A 16,539-nucleotide genomic window follows, 5' to 3' on the forward strand; every position below is an offset into this window, starting at 1 on the left:
GCCGTCTTCCAACGCAGGAATCCGCTTCTGCATTGAATTCGTTCCGCAGTGGGTGGGCTACTCAACCGTGATGGCTGTTTGCGTGTATTGCCACACCCAGAGGAGAACGAACGCATGAAGATCGGACTGCTGACCAGCGGCGGCGACTGCCCCGGACTCAACGCTGTCATTCGCGGCAGCGTGCTCCACGGCATCAAGACCTACGACAACGAGTTCGTGGGCTTCCGCGACGGCTGGCGGGGTGTCATCGAGGGCGACATCATGGACCTTCCCCGCACGAAGGTCCGCGGCCTCGCGAAGCAGGGCGGCACGATCCTCGGCACCTCGCGCACGAACCCGTTCGACGGCCCCAATGGTGGTCCTGACAACATCGCCGTCATGATGGAGCGCCACTCGGTGGATGCGCTCATCGCGATCGGCGGCGAGGGCACGCTGGCTGGCGCGAAGCGTCTCGCTGACGCCGGTATCCCCGTCATCGGGGTGCCGAAGACGATCGACAACGACCTCCAGGCCACGGACTACACGTTCGGCTTCGACACGGCCGTGCAGATCGCGACCGACGCCATGGACCGCCTCCGTACGACCGGCGAGTCGCACCACCGCGTGATGGTGGCTGAGGTCATGGGTCGCAACGTGGGCTGGATCGCCCTCCATTCGGGTATGGCTGCCGGCGCGCACGCCGTGCTCATTCCCGAGCAGAAGGTCGCGATGACTCAGGTCGCGGAGTGGGTCTCCGAGGTGCACCAGCGCGGGCGCTCGCCGCTTGTTGTCGTCGCCGAAGGGTTCATCCCCGAGGGCATGGACGACGTGCTCTCGCAGGGCACCGAGGTCTCCGGCCGGCCGCTGCTCGGCGGTGTCGGTGACTACGTGACTGCTGAGCTCGAGAAGCTCACGGGCATCGAGACCCGCAACACGACCCTTGGCCACATCCAGCGAGGTGGCGCGCCGACCGGCTTCGACCGCGTGCTCGCGACCCGCTTCGGCCAGTACGCCGTCGACATGGTCAACGCGAAGCAGTGGGGCAACATGGTCGCCCTCCGCGGCACGGAGATGCAGACGGTCGCCTTCGAGGAGGCGCTCGACGGCCTCAAGACGGTTCCGCAGGATCGCTGGGACCAGGCGAAGATCTTCTTCGGCCGCTAGCTACGAGCTCGGTCGGAGGGTCACTGACCCGAGATACGCGAAGAGGGCGGATGCACGTGCATCCGCCCTCTTCGCGTCGGTCAGGGTTTTGTGGAGGTGCTCTTGGCTCAGTGGGTGCCGGTCGGCCCGACCAGAGCGCCGCTGAGGGATCCGGTGAGGATGACGACGGCCAGCACGATGACAGCAACGCTCATCGTGATTGGCCGGTCGACGAACCAGCGCACGATGCGCTGCAGTGAGAAGCCGTTCGCGGGGGCGTCTCGCCAGCCGCCCTCGAGCGCGCCGCGGCGCTCAGCCCACCAGTCGTAGACGAGGGTGGCGAACGGCGGGATGGCCGCGAACCAGCCGAGCCCGAACATCCACCACGGCCAGCGCTGGTTGATGCCGACAAAGGCCGTCACGACCAGGTAGACCATGAACATGGCCCCGTGCAGTGAACCGCCGACCGAGACGAGCAGGTCGGTGGTCTGCGTGACGTACTTGAGGAACATGCCCGTGAGCAGCAGGGCCCACGTGATGGCCTCGCCGATCGAGACGGCGCGCAGCAGGACGCGCGGAGTGAGGCGCCGGTCGTCGGCCTCGGTCGCCGGAGAGCTCGCCGTGGTCTGCGTCATCTGAGCGCTCGCCCCGTTCGTTTCCGACAACGTCTAGACGCGCGCGAGCAGCGCCTCGACGGCGCTGCGGAAGATCGGGAGCCCGTCGAGGCCGGACGCCATGTGGGTTGCTGTGTCTGGCCCGAAGCCGAGCTCGACCGCGTGCTCGGGGTGCGGCATGAGACCGACCACGTTGCCGCGCTCGTTGGTGAGGCCCGCGATGTTGTTGCGCGAGCCGTTCGGGTTGACGTCGACGTAGCGGAACGCGACCTGGCCTTCGCCTTCGATGCGGGAGAGCGTCTCGTCGTCCGCGATGAACCCGCCTTCGCCGTTCTTCAGCGGGATGGTGATCTCGGCGTTCTTCTCGTACGCGTTGGTCCAAACCGTGTCGTTGTTCTCGACACGAAGCACCTGGTCGCGGCACACGAACTTGCCGTGGTCGTTGCGGATGAGCCCACCTGGCAGGAGGTGCGCCTCGGTCAGCATCTGGAAGCCGTTGCAGATGCCCAGGACGGGCAGGCCCGCATTGGCTGCCGTGATGACCTCGGCCATTATCGGCGAGTGGCTCGCGATCGCCCCGGCGCGGAGGTAGTCGCCATAGCTGAAGCCGCCTGGAAGGATGATGGCGTCGACGCCGTGCAGGTCGTGCTCGCTGTGCCAGAGGGCGACGGCTTCGCCGCCGGCGAGGCGGACTGCGCGCTGCGCGTCACGGTCGTCGAGCGATCCGGGGAAGGTGATGACGCCGACGCGGGGGCTCATGAAGCGGAGCCCTTCGACTGAACCTCGGCTGCGATGACCGACGCGAGTGAGGCCTCGGTGTCGGTGGCGACCGCGTCGTCGACCTCGTCGGCTTCTTCAGCCGATTCGGTGCCGTCTGGCAGGACGTCAATGGAGATGACGTCCTCGATGACTCCGTTGGCGAGGAGCTCGTCGGCGACCTGCGAGATCTCCTCCATGAGCTCTGCCGTGACCTCGCGGTCGGTGGTGATCTCGAAGCGCTTGCCAACGCGCACGTCGTGCAGGTGGTCCTTGCCGAGGCGCGAGAGGGCTCCGGCGACGGCCTTGCCCTGCGGGTCGAGAAGTTCCTGCTTTGGCATGACGATGACGACGATCTTGGGCATCGGGAGCGGCTCCGATCGGTGGAGGAAAGAGACGCCCCCAGCTTACCGTCAGGCGCCGACGCGCGAGGCTCGCTCAGAATGTCGGTGCACACGCATAGCCTTGACCCACATTCGCGGCCGTGGGCACCTCCACCGGCCGCCTCACTGACATTTCGGGAGCACCCATGCGCGACAAGCTCAAGCGCCTTTTCGGTGGCGGCAGGCAGGAACGCCCCGCCGCGCTGCCGGCGCCCTCCGCAACATCCATCGCTGCTCAGCTGGCGGCCCAGGCGGCGGCGCCCGTTGAGCACCTCGACGCCCCCGCCCGCGACGAGGTCATGGTCGGCGGCAACGCCGTTCAGGCGTACGCGCCAGACGACGGCGAGGGCAGGGGCCGCCGCCCCACGAGCGTTGGCGTCATGTGGACCGATCAGCTGGGTCGTGTCGCGACGCGTGCGCTGCAGGGCCTTGTCATCGTGGCGGCCGCGACCCTGCTGATCTTTGCGGGACTCCAGGTCACGATCGTCGTCATCCCCGTGCTGCTCGCCCTCATCGTCTCGGCTGCCGCCTGGCCGATCATCAGGTTCCTCACGTCGAAGAAGTGGCCGCCAGCTCTTGCGACGGTGACCGTGCTGCTTGCCATCATCGTGTTCCTCGGCGGCGCCCTCACCACGGTTGTGCTGCTGGTTCGCAACCAGTGGGGCGAGCTGTCTGACCAGGCGGTCCAGGGCTTCAACCAGGCCATCGAATGGGCGAACGCGACGTTCCCGATCGCGATCAACCAGGACCAGATCAACGAGTGGATCGGGCAGGCTCAGGACTTCATCTTCACGAGCCAGTTCGGGAACGCGGCGGCGAGCGGTCTGACCGCGGGCATCTCGGGCGTCACGACGTTCATCACGAGCGGCGTGCTCTTCGTGGTCATCCTGTTCTTCTTCATGAAAGACGGGCCGCTCATCTGGGGCTTCCTCACGAAGCCGCTCAAGGGCGCGAACAAGCGTCGCGCGAGGCTCATGGGCTCGCGTGCCGTCGAGGTCATGGGCGGCTACGTGCGCGGCACCGTCATCGTCGCCCTGGTCGATGCGGTGTTCATCGGCATCGGCCTCGCGATCATCGGTGTTCCGCTTGCATTCCCGCTCGCTGTGCTCGTCTTCATCCTCGCGTTCATCCCCATCGTGGGTGCCACCCTTGCCGGCATCCTGGCTGCCCTGGTCGCCCTCGTCACCAACGGCCTCGTCCCGGCCATCGTGGTCGTCGGAATCGTCGTGCTTGTCAACCAGCTCGAGGGCAACTTCCTGCAGCCGGTTGTGCTCGGCAAGTCGCTGAAGCTCCACGAGCTGGTTGTGCTCATCGCGCTGACCGTCGGCACGATCCTCGGCGGCATCATCGGCACGCTCCTCGCCGTTCCCGTCGCGGCGGTCAGCTGGGCGCTCATCCGCGCCTGGTACGAGCCGCTCGAGAAGCTGCAGGAAGACGAGTCCGTTCCGGATGACATGCGCACGAGGTTGCCGTGGCGCAGGGAACTCGGCGAAGAGGGTTCGGCTGTCGGTGACGTCTCGGCCGCTAAGGGCTCGAACATCGACGTCTGATGTGGAGCCAGCTCACCCGGGGTATCCGGAACAAGGGGATGCTCGCCGAGCTCAGCTCGGCGAGCATCGCAGTGGCCGTGCTCGTCGGCGTCTGGACGCTGTACACGATCGCCGACGTCACTCAGTTCCCATATGACGCCTCCGCATGGTCGTATGTGGGCATGGGGGCTCCCGCGCTCCTTGGGATCTGGCTGATCGTCGAGCTCCTCGGTATTCCGGACACGCCAGAGCGTCCGCTGCTCGCGCGCTTCATGGTCCGCACCATGGTGGTCGGGCCGGTGCTCTTCACGGCCGCTTGGCTGCTCGGTTCGCTGCTCCTCCTCGTATTGACGCTCACAGGCGGCATCGTGCCGGAACTCAACGAGACGGAATCGCCGATCGCGGAGCTGCTGCTCAATGCCTTTCTCACCTGGCTGCTTGGCGTCGCGGCCGTGCTCGGCGGGGCGCTTGTCGGCCTCGTGTTCGTGGTACTTCCCGTCATGTCCTGGCGCGATCCCGCGCGGGCCGCGTCGATCAACGCCGAGCCGGCACCGAGGGGGAGCCTCGCGAGGGCTCGGCTCGAGCGCCTGACTTTCTCCGGCATGCTCATGCTCGTCTTCCTCGCCCCGGCGCTGTGGGTGTCCGGCGAGAGCAACGCGCGCGGGCGGAACGCGGCGGAGGCGTTCCAGAACACGTGGTTCGCGATCGTCGACTTCGACCCGTCCTGGTGGGACCGCTACCTGTGGGACGTGCTCTGGGTTCTCGGGATGCTCAGCGCGCTGCTGCTCGTCGCGTCTGTTGCTGCAATCCTCCTTCTCCGACGCCCGCAGAAGGACGGGCAGTCTGGGCTGCCCGGCACCCAGGCTGCCGATCAGTAGTCCGTCCGGATCTCCTCGCTGAGGTTGTCGAATTCGTCGAGCAGCTCCTCGCCCGGGGCGCGCATCCCGAGCGTGATTCGTCGGGGGAGAGCTCTGGCCTCGGTAATAGCTGTTGTGATAATGTCAGGACATATGCGGCAGGCGGGTAGTCGTTGGCGCGGGCTCGAGGGCGAGCATCCGTGTCCGTGACCGCTCGCGAGGCTCAGTGCCCCGAACCTCGGGGTGTGTGGCTGCCGCGGCACCGGCGAACCCGGCCAACAGCCACCGATGAGGAGAACACCATGACCCTGCTCGAAACAGCGCCTTCCAACGACAAGGGCACTCCAGTCACGAACCTCGCGCCGCTCGCGTGGGCTGCCCAGAACACGAAAACCGCCCTCTGGAACGACTCGGCAGACCCGGAAGAGCTCACGAAGTCGATCGAGTTCGGAGCAGTCGGCGCGACCTGCAACCCGGTCATCGCGTTCGCCGCCATCAAGAAGCGCCCGGATGTCTGGGGTCCGCGTATCAAGGAGATCGCGGCCCAGAACCCCACCTGGGGTGAGTCCGAGATCGGCTGGCAGGCCGTGCGTGACCTGTCGATCGACGCGGCACGCCTCCTCGAGCCGGAGTTCGCGCGCAGCGGTGGCCGCAACGGTCGCCTCTCCATCCAGACCGACCCCCGCCTGCACCGCGACGCCGCGGCCCTCGCGGACCAGGCCGAGGAGTTCTCGAAGCTGGCGAAGAACATCATCGTCAAGATTCCCGCGACGAAGACGGGCATCGAGGCCATGGAAGAGGCCGCCTACCGCGGTGTGAGCATCAACGCGACCCTCAGCTTCACCGTGCCCCAGGCTGTGGCTGTCGGTGCCGCACTCGAGCGGGCCCTCGACCGCCGCGCGGCCGACGGTCTCCCCGAGCAGGAGTTCGGCCACGTCGTCACCATCATGGGCGGGCGCCTCGACGACTGGCTCAAGAAGTGGACGACCGCGAACCGCATCCTCGTCACCCCCGGCATCCTCGAGTGGGCGGGCGTCGCCGCGCTCAAGCACGCGCACTCCGTCTTCCAGGAGCGCGGCTACCGCAGCCGCGTGCTGTCGGCCGCGTTCCGCAACCAGCTCCAGTGGTCAGAGCTCGTTGGCGGCGACATCGTCGTCTCGCCGCCGTTCGACTGGCAGGCGCGCATCAACGAGAACAACCTCCCAGTCTCCGAGCGCATCCACGTGCCCGTCGACGCCGCGATCTTGGCTGAGCTCGGCGAGCTCAGCGAGTTCCGCCGCGCCTACGACGTCGACGGCATGACGCCTGAGCAGTTCGAGGACTTCGGTGCCGCGCGTAACACGCTTCGCCAGTTCCTCGACGCGGACGCCCAACTCGACGCCCTCGTGCGCGACATCCTCGTGCCAGCCGCCTAGGTTCCATCCGCTTCCCGAACTGAGCTCGGCCGCGCCGCGTCGCGACACCCGGAGTGCGCTGGGCTCACCTCGCCTGCTGCTCAATCAGCGTGGCGACGCCTGGGGGAGGGTTCGTAGTTTTCTCGCGAGGAGAACCCACGGATCCTCCCCTTTTGCGCGCCCGCCCCGCGCCGCCCCGCATCCGCGCCCTGCCTAGCCGCATCAGCTCTTCTGTGCTGCCGTAAGAGTGAGTGTGGTTCAGGCTCCTCGTGGCGCGAAGGTGCTTCTGGCTGACTCTTTTATCAGGCAGGTGTCAGTGCGCTGGGGTCCCGCGGCGGGCGGCGGGCAGTACGACGTCGTCGATGATGCCGATCAGGAAGTCGCGATCGGGCGGCCGGCGCAGGATGAGGGTGCGGAACGCGGCCATGGCTGGCGCGATCATGCTGAGGGTGTCCAGGTCGACGTCGGCGGCGATCTCGCCGCGAGTGATGGCCCGCTCGAAGAGCACGCGGTTGGCGGCGGCGCGGGGTGCGACGATCGCCTCGTGAGCTGCTGCAGCCATCTCCGGGTCGCGCGCGATCATCGAAACGACGCCGGTCATGACGTTGAGCTTGCGCTCGGCGTCGCGGATGTTCGGGGGGCGCACCATCGCGACGAGATCGCCGCGCAGGTCTCCCGTGTCCGGAAGGGCCGCCATGTCGAGGTCCTTCGATTTCATGCAGGCGACGGCGTCGAGTACAAGGTCGGATTTCGAGGCCCAGCGCCGGTAGAGGGTCGCCTTGCCGGCCTTCGCGCGGGTCGCGACCATGTCGATCGTCATGCCGTCGTAGCCCGTCTCGGCCAGCACATCCAGTGCCGCTTCGAGGATGTCGTTGTCACGCGTATGGTCGCGTTTCCGCCCGAGTCGTGGCTTCGAAACCGTCTCGGGGGGTTTCGCCGGCGCTACGGGGGAGCTCTCGGCGAGATTGGTCTGCGTCATTGAAACCGCCTCTCGTCCTCACACAGACTAGCCGTGCACATTACGGAACTCAGTGTATCCGAAACCAGTCAGTCTCGTATATGGTGATGCGCATGCCTGAATCCTCAACACCCGCGACTGACCGTCGCCGCTGGTTGACGCTGGTCGTCGTCGGCCTCGCCCAGCTGATGGTCGTCCTCGACGCGACCGTCGTGAACATCGCCCTGCCCTCAGCGCAGGCAGACCTCGGATTCTCCGACGGCCAACGCCAGTGGATCGTCACCGCCTACTCGCTCGCCTTCGGCAGCCTCCTGCTCCTCGGCGGACGCCTCTCCGACCTCATGGGGCGCAAACGCACCTTTGTCATCGGCCTCATCGGCTTCGCCATCGCCTCCGCCCTCGGTGGGGCGGCCCCATCCTTCGAGCTGCTCGTCGCAGCCCGCGCCCTGCAGGGCGTCTTCGGCGCGCTGCTCGCGCCGACGGCCCTCGCCGTCCTCACGACGACCTTCACCATCCCGAAGGAGCGCGCACGCGCCTTCGGCGTCTTCGGCGCCATCGCCGGCGCCGGTGGAGCAGTCGGCCTCCTCCTCGGTGGCGTCCTCACCGAGGCATTCGACTGGCGTTGGAACCTCTACATCAATGTGGCCATCGCCGCCGTCGCCCTCATCGGTGCCGCCATCTATGTGCCGTCGATCGCACGCACCGGGCCTCGTCCGAAGCTCGACATCCCCGGAACGCTGCTCGTCTCCGCTGGCCTCTTCGCCCTGGTCTACGGCTTCTCGCACGCCGAGACTGACGGCTGGGACTCGCCGCTCACGTGGGGCATGCTCGCCGGCGCCGTCGTGTTCCTCGGGGCGTTCGTGTTCTGGCAGACCCGCGCCGGGCATCCGCTGCTGCCGCTGCACATCGTGCGCGACCGCAACCGCGGTGCCGCCTACCTGTCGGTCATGATCGCTGGCGCAGGAATGTTCGGCATCTTCCTGTTCGTCACGTACTACCTGCAGCTCACGCTCGGCTACTCGCCGATCCAGACGGGGCTCGCGTTCCTGCCGATGATCGCGATGCTCGTACTTGCGGCGCAGCTCGGCACCAACATCTTCGTGCCGCGCTTCGGGCCGAAGCTGCTCGTGCCGATCGGAATGACGATCGCCGCCTCCGGCATGGTCTGGCTCACGTTCCTGGATGCGACGAGCACCTACGCGGGTCACGTCATGCCGCCGCTCATGCTCATCGGCTTCGCGATGGGAACGATCATGCCCGCCTCGATGCAGACTGCGACGCTCGGCGTTGACCGCGAGTTCGCTGGCGTCGCATCGGCGATGGTCAACACGAGCCAGCAGGTTGGCGGCTCGGTGGGGACCGCGCTGCTCAACACGCTCGCAGCGACCGCAGCGACCGACTACCTCCTCGAGCACGGGCCGCAGGCGGCCGGTGACGCGATGATCGCCAGCTACGCCGCCGCCTACTGGTGGGGCGCAGGCTTCTTTGCCGTCGGTACCGTCGTCTCGGCGCTGCTGTTCCGCCGCCGGGGTCAGGGGCTCTCGTTGGGCCGCGAGATCCAGGAGGAGAACGCGGCAGAGCCGGTGCTCGCGCACTAGCAGCATGGTTTCCGGATGTGCGACTCCGTTCGCGCATCCGGTACCTGACCGGCGACAGGCTCCGCTGAGTGAGGATGCGTCCCCATCGGTTCCCCCGAGCCTTCGAGTCTCGTAGGCTGGCCATGCTCGCCAGCGCTGTTCCCCATCGCGGGTCCTTCCGCGAACCCGGCGCCCAAGGTGCGAGACGTGACTCTAAGGGAGCCCTGAATCTTGAATCCCGGCAACGCTGACTACCGTGGTGGAATTCCGACCTCACCGACCTCATCGGGAAGCGCGGACTCAGCGCCTGAAGCCGACGGCGCGTTCAAACGCCGCGCGATCGTGCAGGGTGCTGCCTGGTCTGTTCCTATTCTCGCTGCAGCCATGGCCACCCCCGCGCACGCTGCTTCGCCGCGTTGCTTGGTCCCGCTCCAGATGTTCGAAGCCGTCTGTACGAACGTCAACGTGGCCACCGCGCTCCCCGCGGTCACAGCGACGGCCCCGGCCTTGGCTACTCGCATGCACTTCGTGGTCGTCGGTGGCAACGGAGCCGCGAACTTCACTCGGGGGGCGAACATCGAGGGGGACATGGCGGTTACCCCTGGCCAGCAGTTCGCGCTTCAAGCTGGAGCGGGCGGTGAATATGCGGGCACCACGGGGCGAGGTGGAAAGTCTCTGTTCGGGAACGGTGGAGACGGCTCCAACTCCAATGGCGTACGCGGATATGGCGGGGGTGGCGCTAGCGCTCTCCTCATGGCAGGTACTCCGATTCTTGTCGCGGGTGGCGGTGGCGGCGGCCACACGAATCAGTATCCGAACGCCGGAAGCGACGCAGCACGATTCTCCGGCAGCCTGTCAGTGAACACGACAGCAAGCTACGGAGGTGCGGCTCCGGTGAGCGCGCTGGCGGGCAACGGCAACGCAGGTACGACTGCATCGTCCCTAGCTGGGCTTACCGGTTACCTTGGTTGGGCTGGCAATAAGCCTGCAGTCACAGGCACGCCCACGTCGGCGCAAATCGCTTTGATGTCAGGAGGCGGGAGCGGCGGTGGTGCCGCGGCTGGAGCGCCAGGCGCTGGAGGAATTCCGGCCTGGGTCTCCAGCCCGAGCCTGACGGGCATCACGAGTGCGAATGGTGCTGCCGGTTCAGCACGCAACGGGGGTGCTGGAGCGACTCTCAATGCCGTGGCGCTGTCAGGCGGCGGTGGCGGCGGGTGGAGCGGAGGTGGTGGCGGAAGTCTGTCTCGGATCACGAGCTGGACGGGCCCGAACCCGGACACCTACGACGGTCGGTACGACATCGGGTCCACTGGTGGTGGCGGCAGCAGCCACACGAACGGAGCCTTTACGAATCTGACGGCGGTCAGCGACACTCGTGCTGTCAACACCGGCGGAAACGGCAACAACGGCTACGTGCGCGTCACCTTCTACCGCTGCTAATCGTTGGTCGACGGGCGGAGCGCAGCGGTCGTTCCGTCCGTCCGACGCCGGACGGCTGTCGACACTGGCGGGCAAATGTCCACCTCAGTAGCGCCTACAGGTCGACGAGCCGCACCGATCCGGCGACTGGCGCATCCACTTCGAGGCCCTCGGCTTCTCGTACTGACTTCTTGATGGGCAGAATGTAGGCGTCATCGCTCGGGAAGATCGACGTGCGCCACGTGGAGCCGCCGACGGTCGCCTCCACGCGCACCGAGCCGAAGCCGTGCGTGAAACGCTCCGTGGCGGCCGCGATCTTGTCGGAAGCGTCTTCGCTGAGGCTCACGAACGTCCACAGCTCGCGCCGCTTGTCCCAGCGCCACAGCGGATTCGAGAACGAGAACTCCATGCGTCCATGATCGCGTATGAGGGCGGTCGCTGGCGAGGCGCGCAGCGCTGAGGTCAGTGACCGCCTCCCGGCAGCACGTCGCGCATCCGCTGCAACCGGGTCTCGCTCTCGGCATTCAAGCCTGCGACCTCCACGGAGGTGCCGTGCTTCTCGTACTTCTCGATGACGGCGTCGAGGGCGGCGACCGTCGACGCGTCCCAGACATGCGCGGCGCTGAGGTCGATGACCACCTGCGCAGGGTCGGACGCGTACTCGAACTGCGCGTACAGGTCGTTCGAGGAGGCGAAGAACAGCTGACCCGTCACGGCGTAGGAGGCCACCGCGCCGTCGTCCGAGACGGTGCGGCGCACCTCCACGACGTGCGCGACTCGGCGCGCGAAGAGCAGCACCGCGCACAGCACGCCCGCCCCGACGCCGATGGCGAGGTTGTGCGTCGCGACCGTCGCGACGACCGTCACGAACATGACGGCGGTCTCGCTGAGCGGCATCCCGCGCAGCGTCGACGGGCGGATCGAGTGCCAGTCGAACGTCGCCCAGCACACGAAGATCATGACCGCAACCAACGCCGCCATCGGAATCAGCGCGACGACATCGCCGAGCAGCACCACGAGAAGCAGCAGGAAGACTCCGGCCAGGAACGTCGAGATGCGCGTGCGGGCGCCGGACGCCTTCACGTTGATCATCGTCTGCCCGATCATCGCGCATCCGCCCATGCCGCCGAAGAGCGCCGTGATGACGTTCGCCGCGCCCTGGCCCCAGGCTTCGCGCGTCTTGCTGGAACGAGTGTCGGTGATGTCGTCGACGAGCTTCGCCGTCATGAGCGACTCGAGCAGCCCCACGAATGCCATCGCCAGCGCAAACGGGAAGATCACCTGCAGCGTCTCCAACGTGAGCGGCACATCCGGGATGAAGAACCCGGGCAGGGTGCTGGGCAGCTCACCCTTGTCGCCCACTGTCGGGACACTGATCGACGCGAGCACCGTGATGAGCGTGAGCACGACGATCGCCACGAGCGGAGCAGGAACGACCGTGGTCAGGCGGGGCAGCCCGAAGACGATGAGAAGTGCAAGCGCGGTGAGCGGATACACGAGCCACGGCACCCCGAGCAGCTCCGGCACCTGCGCGAGGAACACGAGGATCGCGAGCGCATTCACGAAGCCCACCATCACCTGGCGCGGGATGTACCGCATGAGCTTCGCGACCCCGAGCACGGCGAGCAGCACCTGCAGGACACCGGCGAGGAGCACCGCGGCGATCAGATAGTCGAGGCCGTGCGAGGCCATGAGGGGCGCGATCACGAGGGCGACGGCCCCGGTAGCGGCGGAGATCATCGCCGGCCGGCCGCCGAGGATCGCGATCGAGACCGCCATCGTGAACGAAGCGAAGAGCCCAACTCGTGGGTCGACGCCCGCGATGACCGAGAAGGCGATCGCCTCAGGAATGAGCGCCAGCGCCACGACCAAACCGCCAAGCACTTCGACCTTCAGGAGGCGAGGCGAGCGCAGCGTGAGCAGGACTGACTGCCGCTGCTCGGGGGAGATCGCCGTGACGGCGGACACCGGCGCCGGTGCGGAAGGAGCGGAGGAGGGCACGGCTGGTCCAGTCTCGAGGGGGAGATGATGCGTACGTCAGGCTAGCCGCGCGCGTGAGTCGGCGCGAGGCTCGAGAGCGGGGTTGCAGTCACTCTGACTGCGGACTGATGACCACACGGGCGCTGCGGGCGGCTGGGGCGGGCGACATGGGTCTGGCCAGCGCGAGATCGGCAGAGGGGCCGCGAGATCGGCGCAGCGGCCGCGAGCAGTTGGAGCGCCATGGGCTGCTGCACACGCCCGCGCCGCCGCTGTGGCCCTTGCCGTCGCGGCTTGGCCTAGGCGCCGACCCCGAGCCGGTCGAAGAGTTCCGCGTAGCGGGCCTGAGTGCGCTCGATGACCTCGATTGGGAGCGCGGGCGGCTCGCCCTGCTTGTCCCAGTTCGCCGACAGCCAGTCGCGCACGATCTGCTTGTCGAACGACGACAGTCGCTGCTTGAGCGGGAGGCTCGTGTCGGCGTACAGCTTCGCGTCCCAGTAGCGGGAGGAGTCGCTCGTGAGTACCTCGTCGCCGATCGTGATCTGGCCCGTGGATGCGTTGCGTCCGAACTCGAACTTGGTATCCGCGAGGATGACGCCGCGCGCCTCAGCAATCGCCGAGGCCTCGCGGAAGACGCGAAGCGACAGGTCGCGAAGTGCCACCGCGTCGTCGAGACCGACAAGCTCGATCATCTTCTCGAAGCTGATGTTCTCGTCGTGCTCTCCCTGCGGCGCCTTGTAGGCGGGCGTGAAGATCGGCGACGGAAGGCGGTCGCCGTCCTGGAGGCCGGTGGGCAGTTCGATGCCGCACACTGTGCCGTGCTCGCGGTACTCCAGGAGCCCGGAGCCGGTGAGGTAGCCGCGGACGACGCACTCGACCGGGAACATCTCGAGGCGCACGACGCGCATGGAGCGGGCGGCGGTGTCGGCTGGCAGCGAAGCATCCCACCCCGACGGCTCGCGCAGGTGATTGGGTACGGCGATGCGGTCGAACCACCAGCGGCTCAACGCGGTCAGGCGCGCACCCTTCCCGGGAATGCCGGGGGAGAGGATGTGATCGAACGCGCTCACGCGATCACTCGCGACGACCAGCAGAACCCGGTTGTCCTCGAGTTCCTCGTACACCTCGCGCACCTTGCCGGAAGAGACGTGCGACCAGCCCTCGAGGAGGGGAGGCTGCGTGGCGTGGGTCACGACTGCTGCTCGCGGGCGGCGAGCTCTGCGATGTCGGCGCGGTACTGGGCACCGTCGATGTGGATGCGCGAAAGGCCCTGGTAGGCGAACGCGCGGGCCTCGGCGATGGTCGCGCCGGTGCCGACGACGTTGAGGATGCGGCCGCCGCTCGTCACGAGGGTGTCGTCGTCGCGTTCTGTTGTCGCGGCCTGCAGCACCTTCACGTTCGGCTCTGCCAGCGCATCCGGGACACCCACGATGGTGCGGCCCGACTGCACGTCCTCCGGGTAGCCCTCACTCGCGAGCACGATCGTGACCGCCGCGTTGTCGGCGATGGTGAGCTCCTCGGGCAGATGCCCAAGCGAACCCGTCGCGGACGCATAGAGCAGCTCGGAGAGCGGCTGGTCGAGGCGCTCGAGCACGGCCTGCGTCTCCGGGTCGCCGAAGCGGGCGTTGAACTCGATGACGCGAATTCCCGCAGCCGTCACAATGAGTCCGCAATAGAGGAGGCCGGCGAACGGGGTGCCCGCGGCGCGCATCTCGTCGACGACGGGCTTGGCGACCTGATCGACGATGAGCTTCGAGAAGGCGCGCTCGCCGCCGAAGCGGTCGTTCAGGAACGGGACGGGCGTGTATGCGCCCATGCCGCCGGTGTTCGGGCCCTCGTCACCGGCGAGGAGACGCTTGAAGTCCTGGGCGGGCGGCAGCGCGCGGACATTGATGCCGTCGGAGAAGACGAACTGTGAGACCTCCTGGCCGTCGAGGAACTCCTCGACCAGCACGGGGCCGGCAGCGAGCCAGTGCTCGGCGTGGATGAGCGCGTCCTCGCGGCTCTCCGTCACCATGACGCCCTTGCCGGATGCCAGGCCGTCGGCCTTCACCACGTAGGGCGCGCCGAACTCGTCGATAGCGGCGGCTGTTTCCTCGAGCGTCGCCGCGAGGCGCGCACCGCCCGTCGGGACGCCGGCGCGAGACATGACGTCCTTCGCGAACGTCTTCGATCCCTCGATCTCGGCGGCGGCTTTCGACGGGCCGAAGACGGGAATGCCGGCCTCGCGCAATGCGTCGGCGACGCCCGCGACGAGAGGAGCTTCCGGGCCGATGACAACAAGGTCGAAGTTCTCATCTTTGGCGAATTCCGTCACAAGCGACGGGTTATTCACGTCGAGTCGGATCACCTCAGACTCGGTGGCGATACCGGGGTTGCCCGGGGCCGTGACGATCGAGTGTGCGCGCTCGCTGTGGAGGGCGGCAACAATTGCGTGCTCGCGGGCACCGGATCCGAGGACAAGAATTCTCACCGGACCAGCCTAACCGGGGACGACGTCTCGCGCCGCCGCGTGAACCCAGATGACCGCCAGGCGACATCGGCCGCGAACACTGAACGTCCGCCGCCTGCCGTCACCTGCTCGGTAGCCCTCGCTCGCAGCTCGCGCTCGCACCTCACGCTGGCGCAGAATGGGGGCGTGCCGAAACCTCGAATCGCCGACGCCGCGGGCCTCGGCGCCATCACCGCCTGGACCGAAGCCCGCGCCGAAGATCGCCCGACGCCTCGCGCTGACGCGGCGACCGCTGTCCGCTACACGCTGCAGGCCCTCGAGGATCGCGCCCCCGGGGCAAGCGTCGAGGTGCGCGTCCCTCCCTTCGGCGCGGTGCAATGTGTCGAGGGGCCCGGCCACACTCGCGGCACGCCGCCGAACGTCATCGAGCTGGACGCCGACACGTGGCTGGAGCTCGCGACGGGCCGCACCACCTGGCATGAGGCGACGGATGCGAACCGGGTGCGCGCCTCCGGGACCCGCGCCGACGTCTCGGCCTGGCTGCCACTCGTCCGACGCTAGCGTTCTCATCCTCGCTAGCGTTCTGATCCTCGCAGGAGCCTGGTGTGCGGCAGGAACTGTCCCGGTTCGATAACGCCGGGCTCAGATGAACGAATTCGGGCCCCATTCGGATGCAATCGGGGCGATGGTTGCGTATGGAACCCAAGGTCCGACGTAGAAGTCTGCTCGTCAACTCGTCCGTCGCGTTTGTGCTTGCGGGCATCATCGCGACGACGACACACGAAGTTTCGCATCTCGTCGCCGGACTGATCGTCGGCGAATCGGGCACTCTATTCGCAACCTCCGTCGAGTTCGCCGGGGAGCGGAGCGTGAGCGACCAGATCACGACGGCGGCGACGGGGCCGATCTTCAGTCTGGTCTCGGGCTTGCTTCTCATCTTCGTCAGTCGCGAGTGGGGCAGGGGTTTCGGACGATTGCTTTGGATGTGGGTGGGCTTCATGAGCGCCCAGATCGGTTTCGGCTACTTCCTCATCGCGCCGTTTGCGACCGTTGGAGACACAGGCCGAGTTCTGGCTCTTCTGGAAGCGCCACCGATCGCTTCTTGGGTTTCGCTGGCGCTCGGAATGGTTGGGACGCTTCTCCTCTCGGCGCTCTTCGCGAGACGAGTCGTCGCGTATTCAGACGGAACTGACGAGTCGATGCGGGCATTCGGCATCTTTTCGTGGCTTATCGGTACCGGGGTGCTTGTTGTCATCTATCTGCCTGCGGCGTTCCGGCTCCCGCCCGAGGCTGTCTTCATTTCACTCCTCGGGGTCGTCGCGGCCGGCATCTTCGCGCCCATGTTCAGCTTCTTCTACCGTCTCGTGCACGTCGAAGCGGAGCCGCTCGAGTTGCGTGTACCGACTGCAGGCATCGTCGGGCTGGTCGTCGCCGCCCTCATCGTGATCGTGCCGCTCGGGATAGGCGTCCCCTTCGGATGATCTGTCTGGTGGCGAGCTGC

The 16,539-nt window shown here is 67.2% G+C and carries 16 protein-coding genes; 8 read left to right on the forward strand and 8 right to left on the reverse strand.

What is annotated here, in order from left to right; translation table 11 throughout:
• Window positions 1–114 precede the first annotated feature (114 nt).
• Window positions 115–1,143: an ATP-dependent 6-phosphofructokinase gene (locus C5B85_RS14570; protein WP_104286729.1), complete on the forward strand. Its 1,029-nt coding sequence runs from the start codon at window positions 115–117 to the stop codon at window positions 1,141–1,143.
• Between the two features lie 107 nt (window positions 1,144–1,250).
• Here C5B85_RS14570 and C5B85_RS14575 read toward each other — a convergent pair whose 3' ends face one another.
• The 3 genes from C5B85_RS14575 to purS are packed head-to-tail and all read right to left on the reverse strand — an operon-like array spanning window position 1,251 to window position 2,857.
• Complete coding sequence (locus tag C5B85_RS14575; RefSeq protein WP_104286730.1) at window positions 1,251–1,757, reverse strand: DUF3817 domain-containing protein; 507 nt, start codon at window positions 1,755–1,757, stop codon at window positions 1,251–1,253.
• Window positions 1,758–1,790: 33 nt separating this feature from the next.
• The gene (purQ, locus tag C5B85_RS14580) at window positions 1,791–2,495 is read right to left on the reverse strand and encodes a phosphoribosylformylglycinamidine synthase subunit PurQ (RefSeq protein ID WP_104286731.1); all 705 of its coding nucleotides are present in this window, start codon (window positions 2,493–2,495) and stop codon (window positions 1,791–1,793) included.
• The gene (purS, locus tag C5B85_RS14585) at window positions 2,492–2,857 is read right to left on the reverse strand and encodes a phosphoribosylformylglycinamidine synthase subunit PurS (RefSeq protein WP_104286732.1); all 366 of its coding nucleotides are present in this window, start codon (window positions 2,855–2,857) and stop codon (window positions 2,492–2,494) included. The genes purQ and purS overlap by 4 nt, the downstream gene beginning before the upstream one ends.
• Window positions 2,858–2,976: 119 nt before the next feature.
• On the opposite strand from purS, the gene C5B85_RS14590 reads away from it, so the two are divergent.
• The 3 genes from C5B85_RS14590 to C5B85_RS14600 all read left to right on the forward strand — a co-directional run bounded on the left by C5B85_RS14590 (window position 2,977) and on the right by C5B85_RS14600 (window position 6,676).
• Complete coding sequence (locus C5B85_RS14590; protein WP_258070818.1) at window positions 2,977–4,425, forward strand: AI-2E family transporter; 1,449 nt, start codon at window positions 2,977–2,979, stop codon at window positions 4,423–4,425.
• Window positions 4,425–5,282, forward strand: coding sequence for a hypothetical protein (locus C5B85_RS14595; RefSeq protein WP_104286733.1), 858 nt, complete (start codon window positions 4,425–4,427; stop codon window positions 5,280–5,282). Before C5B85_RS14590 ends, C5B85_RS14595 begins: the two co-directional genes overlap by 1 nt.
• A 281-nt stretch (window positions 5,283–5,563) precedes the next feature.
• Complete coding sequence (locus C5B85_RS14600; protein ID WP_104286734.1) at window positions 5,564–6,676, forward strand: transaldolase family protein; 1,113 nt, start codon at window positions 5,564–5,566, stop codon at window positions 6,674–6,676.
• Window positions 6,677–6,968: 292 nt separating this feature from the next.
• Here the strand turns inward: C5B85_RS14600 and C5B85_RS14605 are convergent, their stop codons facing one another.
• The gene (locus C5B85_RS14605) at window positions 6,969–7,634 is read right to left on the reverse strand and encodes a TetR/AcrR family transcriptional regulator (RefSeq protein ID WP_104286735.1); all 666 of its coding nucleotides are present in this window, start codon (window positions 7,632–7,634) and stop codon (window positions 6,969–6,971) included.
• A 92-nt stretch (window positions 7,635–7,726) separates the two neighbouring features.
• On the opposite strand from C5B85_RS14605, the gene C5B85_RS14610 reads away from it, so the two are divergent.
• Window positions 7,727–9,211 carry an MFS transporter gene (locus C5B85_RS14610; RefSeq protein WP_258070819.1) on the forward strand — a complete coding sequence of 495 codons (1,485 nt, stop codon included), beginning with the start codon at window positions 7,727–7,729 and terminating at the stop codon, window positions 9,209–9,211.
• A 1,164-nt stretch (window positions 9,212–10,375) separates the two neighbouring features.
• The gene (locus tag C5B85_RS14615; RefSeq protein WP_104286737.1) at window positions 10,376–10,630 is read left to right on the forward strand and encodes a hypothetical protein; all 255 of its coding nucleotides are present in this window, start codon (window positions 10,376–10,378) and stop codon (window positions 10,628–10,630) included.
• A gap of 94 nt (window positions 10,631–10,724) precedes the next feature.
• Here C5B85_RS14615 and C5B85_RS14620 read toward each other — a convergent pair whose 3' ends face one another.
• The 4 genes from C5B85_RS14620 to purD all read right to left on the reverse strand — a co-directional run bounded on the left by C5B85_RS14620 (window position 10,725) and on the right by purD (window position 15,059).
• Window positions 10,725–11,018 (reverse strand): DUF1905 domain-containing protein, encoded by a 294-nt coding sequence (locus C5B85_RS14620; RefSeq protein WP_104286738.1) that lies wholly within the window; start codon window positions 11,016–11,018, stop codon window positions 10,725–10,727.
• Between the two features lie 53 nt (window positions 11,019–11,071).
• Window positions 11,072–12,610 (reverse strand): SulP family inorganic anion transporter, encoded by a 1,539-nt coding sequence (locus C5B85_RS14625; protein ID WP_104286739.1) that lies wholly within the window; start codon window positions 12,608–12,610, stop codon window positions 11,072–11,074.
• A 275-nt stretch (window positions 12,611–12,885) separates the two neighbouring features.
• The gene (locus tag C5B85_RS14630) at window positions 12,886–13,779 is read right to left on the reverse strand and encodes a phosphoribosylaminoimidazolesuccinocarboxamide synthase (protein ID WP_104286740.1); all 894 of its coding nucleotides are present in this window, start codon (window positions 13,777–13,779) and stop codon (window positions 12,886–12,888) included.
• Window positions 13,776–15,059 (reverse strand): phosphoribosylamine--glycine ligase, encoded by a 1,284-nt coding sequence (gene purD, locus C5B85_RS14635; RefSeq protein WP_104286741.1) that lies wholly within the window; start codon window positions 15,057–15,059, stop codon window positions 13,776–13,778. Before purD ends, C5B85_RS14630 begins: the two co-directional genes overlap by 4 nt.
• Window positions 15,060–15,224: 165 nt before the next feature.
• On the opposite strand from purD, the gene C5B85_RS14640 reads away from it, so the two are divergent.
• Complete coding sequence (locus C5B85_RS14640) at window positions 15,225–15,599, forward strand: sterol carrier family protein (protein ID WP_104286772.1); 375 nt, start codon at window positions 15,225–15,227, stop codon at window positions 15,597–15,599.
• 134 nt (window positions 15,600–15,733) lie between these two features.
• Window positions 15,734–16,519, forward strand: coding sequence for a hypothetical protein (locus tag C5B85_RS14645; RefSeq protein ID WP_104286742.1), 786 nt, complete (start codon window positions 15,734–15,736; stop codon window positions 16,517–16,519).
• Window positions 16,520–16,539: the final 20 nt, after the last annotated feature.

Source organism: Pseudoclavibacter sp. AY1F1 (assembly GCF_002931075.1).
GTDB lineage: Bacteria > Actinomycetota > Actinomycetes > Actinomycetales > Microbacteriaceae > Pseudoclavibacter.

Bases quoted from the DNA above. Each gene is read 5' to 3' on its own strand.
- C5B85_RS14575 (WP_104286730.1), bottom strand. From the start codon at position 1,757: ATGACGCAGACCACGGCGAGCTCTCCGGCGACCGAGGCCGACGACCGG.
- C5B85_RS14570 (WP_104286729.1), top strand. From the start codon at position 115: ATGAAGATCGGACTGCTGACCAGCGGCGGCGACTGCCCCGGACTCAAC.
- C5B85_RS14620 (WP_104286738.1), bottom strand. From the start codon at position 11,018: ATGGAGTTCTCGTTCTCGAATCCGCTGTGGCGCTGGGACAAGCGGCGC.
- C5B85_RS14605 (WP_104286735.1), bottom strand. From the start codon at position 7,634: ATGACGCAGACCAATCTCGCCGAGAGCTCCCCCGTAGCGCCGGCGAAA.
- purS (WP_104286732.1), bottom strand. From the start codon at position 2,857: ATGCCCAAGATCGTCGTCATCGTCATGCCAAAGCAGGAACTTCTCGAC.
- C5B85_RS14610 (WP_258070819.1), top strand. From the start codon at position 7,727: ATGCCTGAATCCTCAACACCCGCGACTGACCGTCGCCGCTGGTTGACG.
- C5B85_RS14645 (WP_104286742.1), top strand. From the start codon at position 15,734: ATGGAACCCAAGGTCCGACGTAGAAGTCTGCTCGTCAACTCGTCCGTC.
- purQ (WP_104286731.1), bottom strand. From the start codon at position 2,495: ATGAGCCCCCGCGTCGGCGTCATCACCTTCCCCGGATCGCTCGACGAC.
- C5B85_RS14595 (WP_104286733.1), top strand. From the start codon at position 4,425: ATGTGGAGCCAGCTCACCCGGGGTATCCGGAACAAGGGGATGCTCGCC.
- C5B85_RS14600 (WP_104286734.1), top strand. From the start codon at position 5,564: ATGACCCTGCTCGAAACAGCGCCTTCCAACGACAAGGGCACTCCAGTC.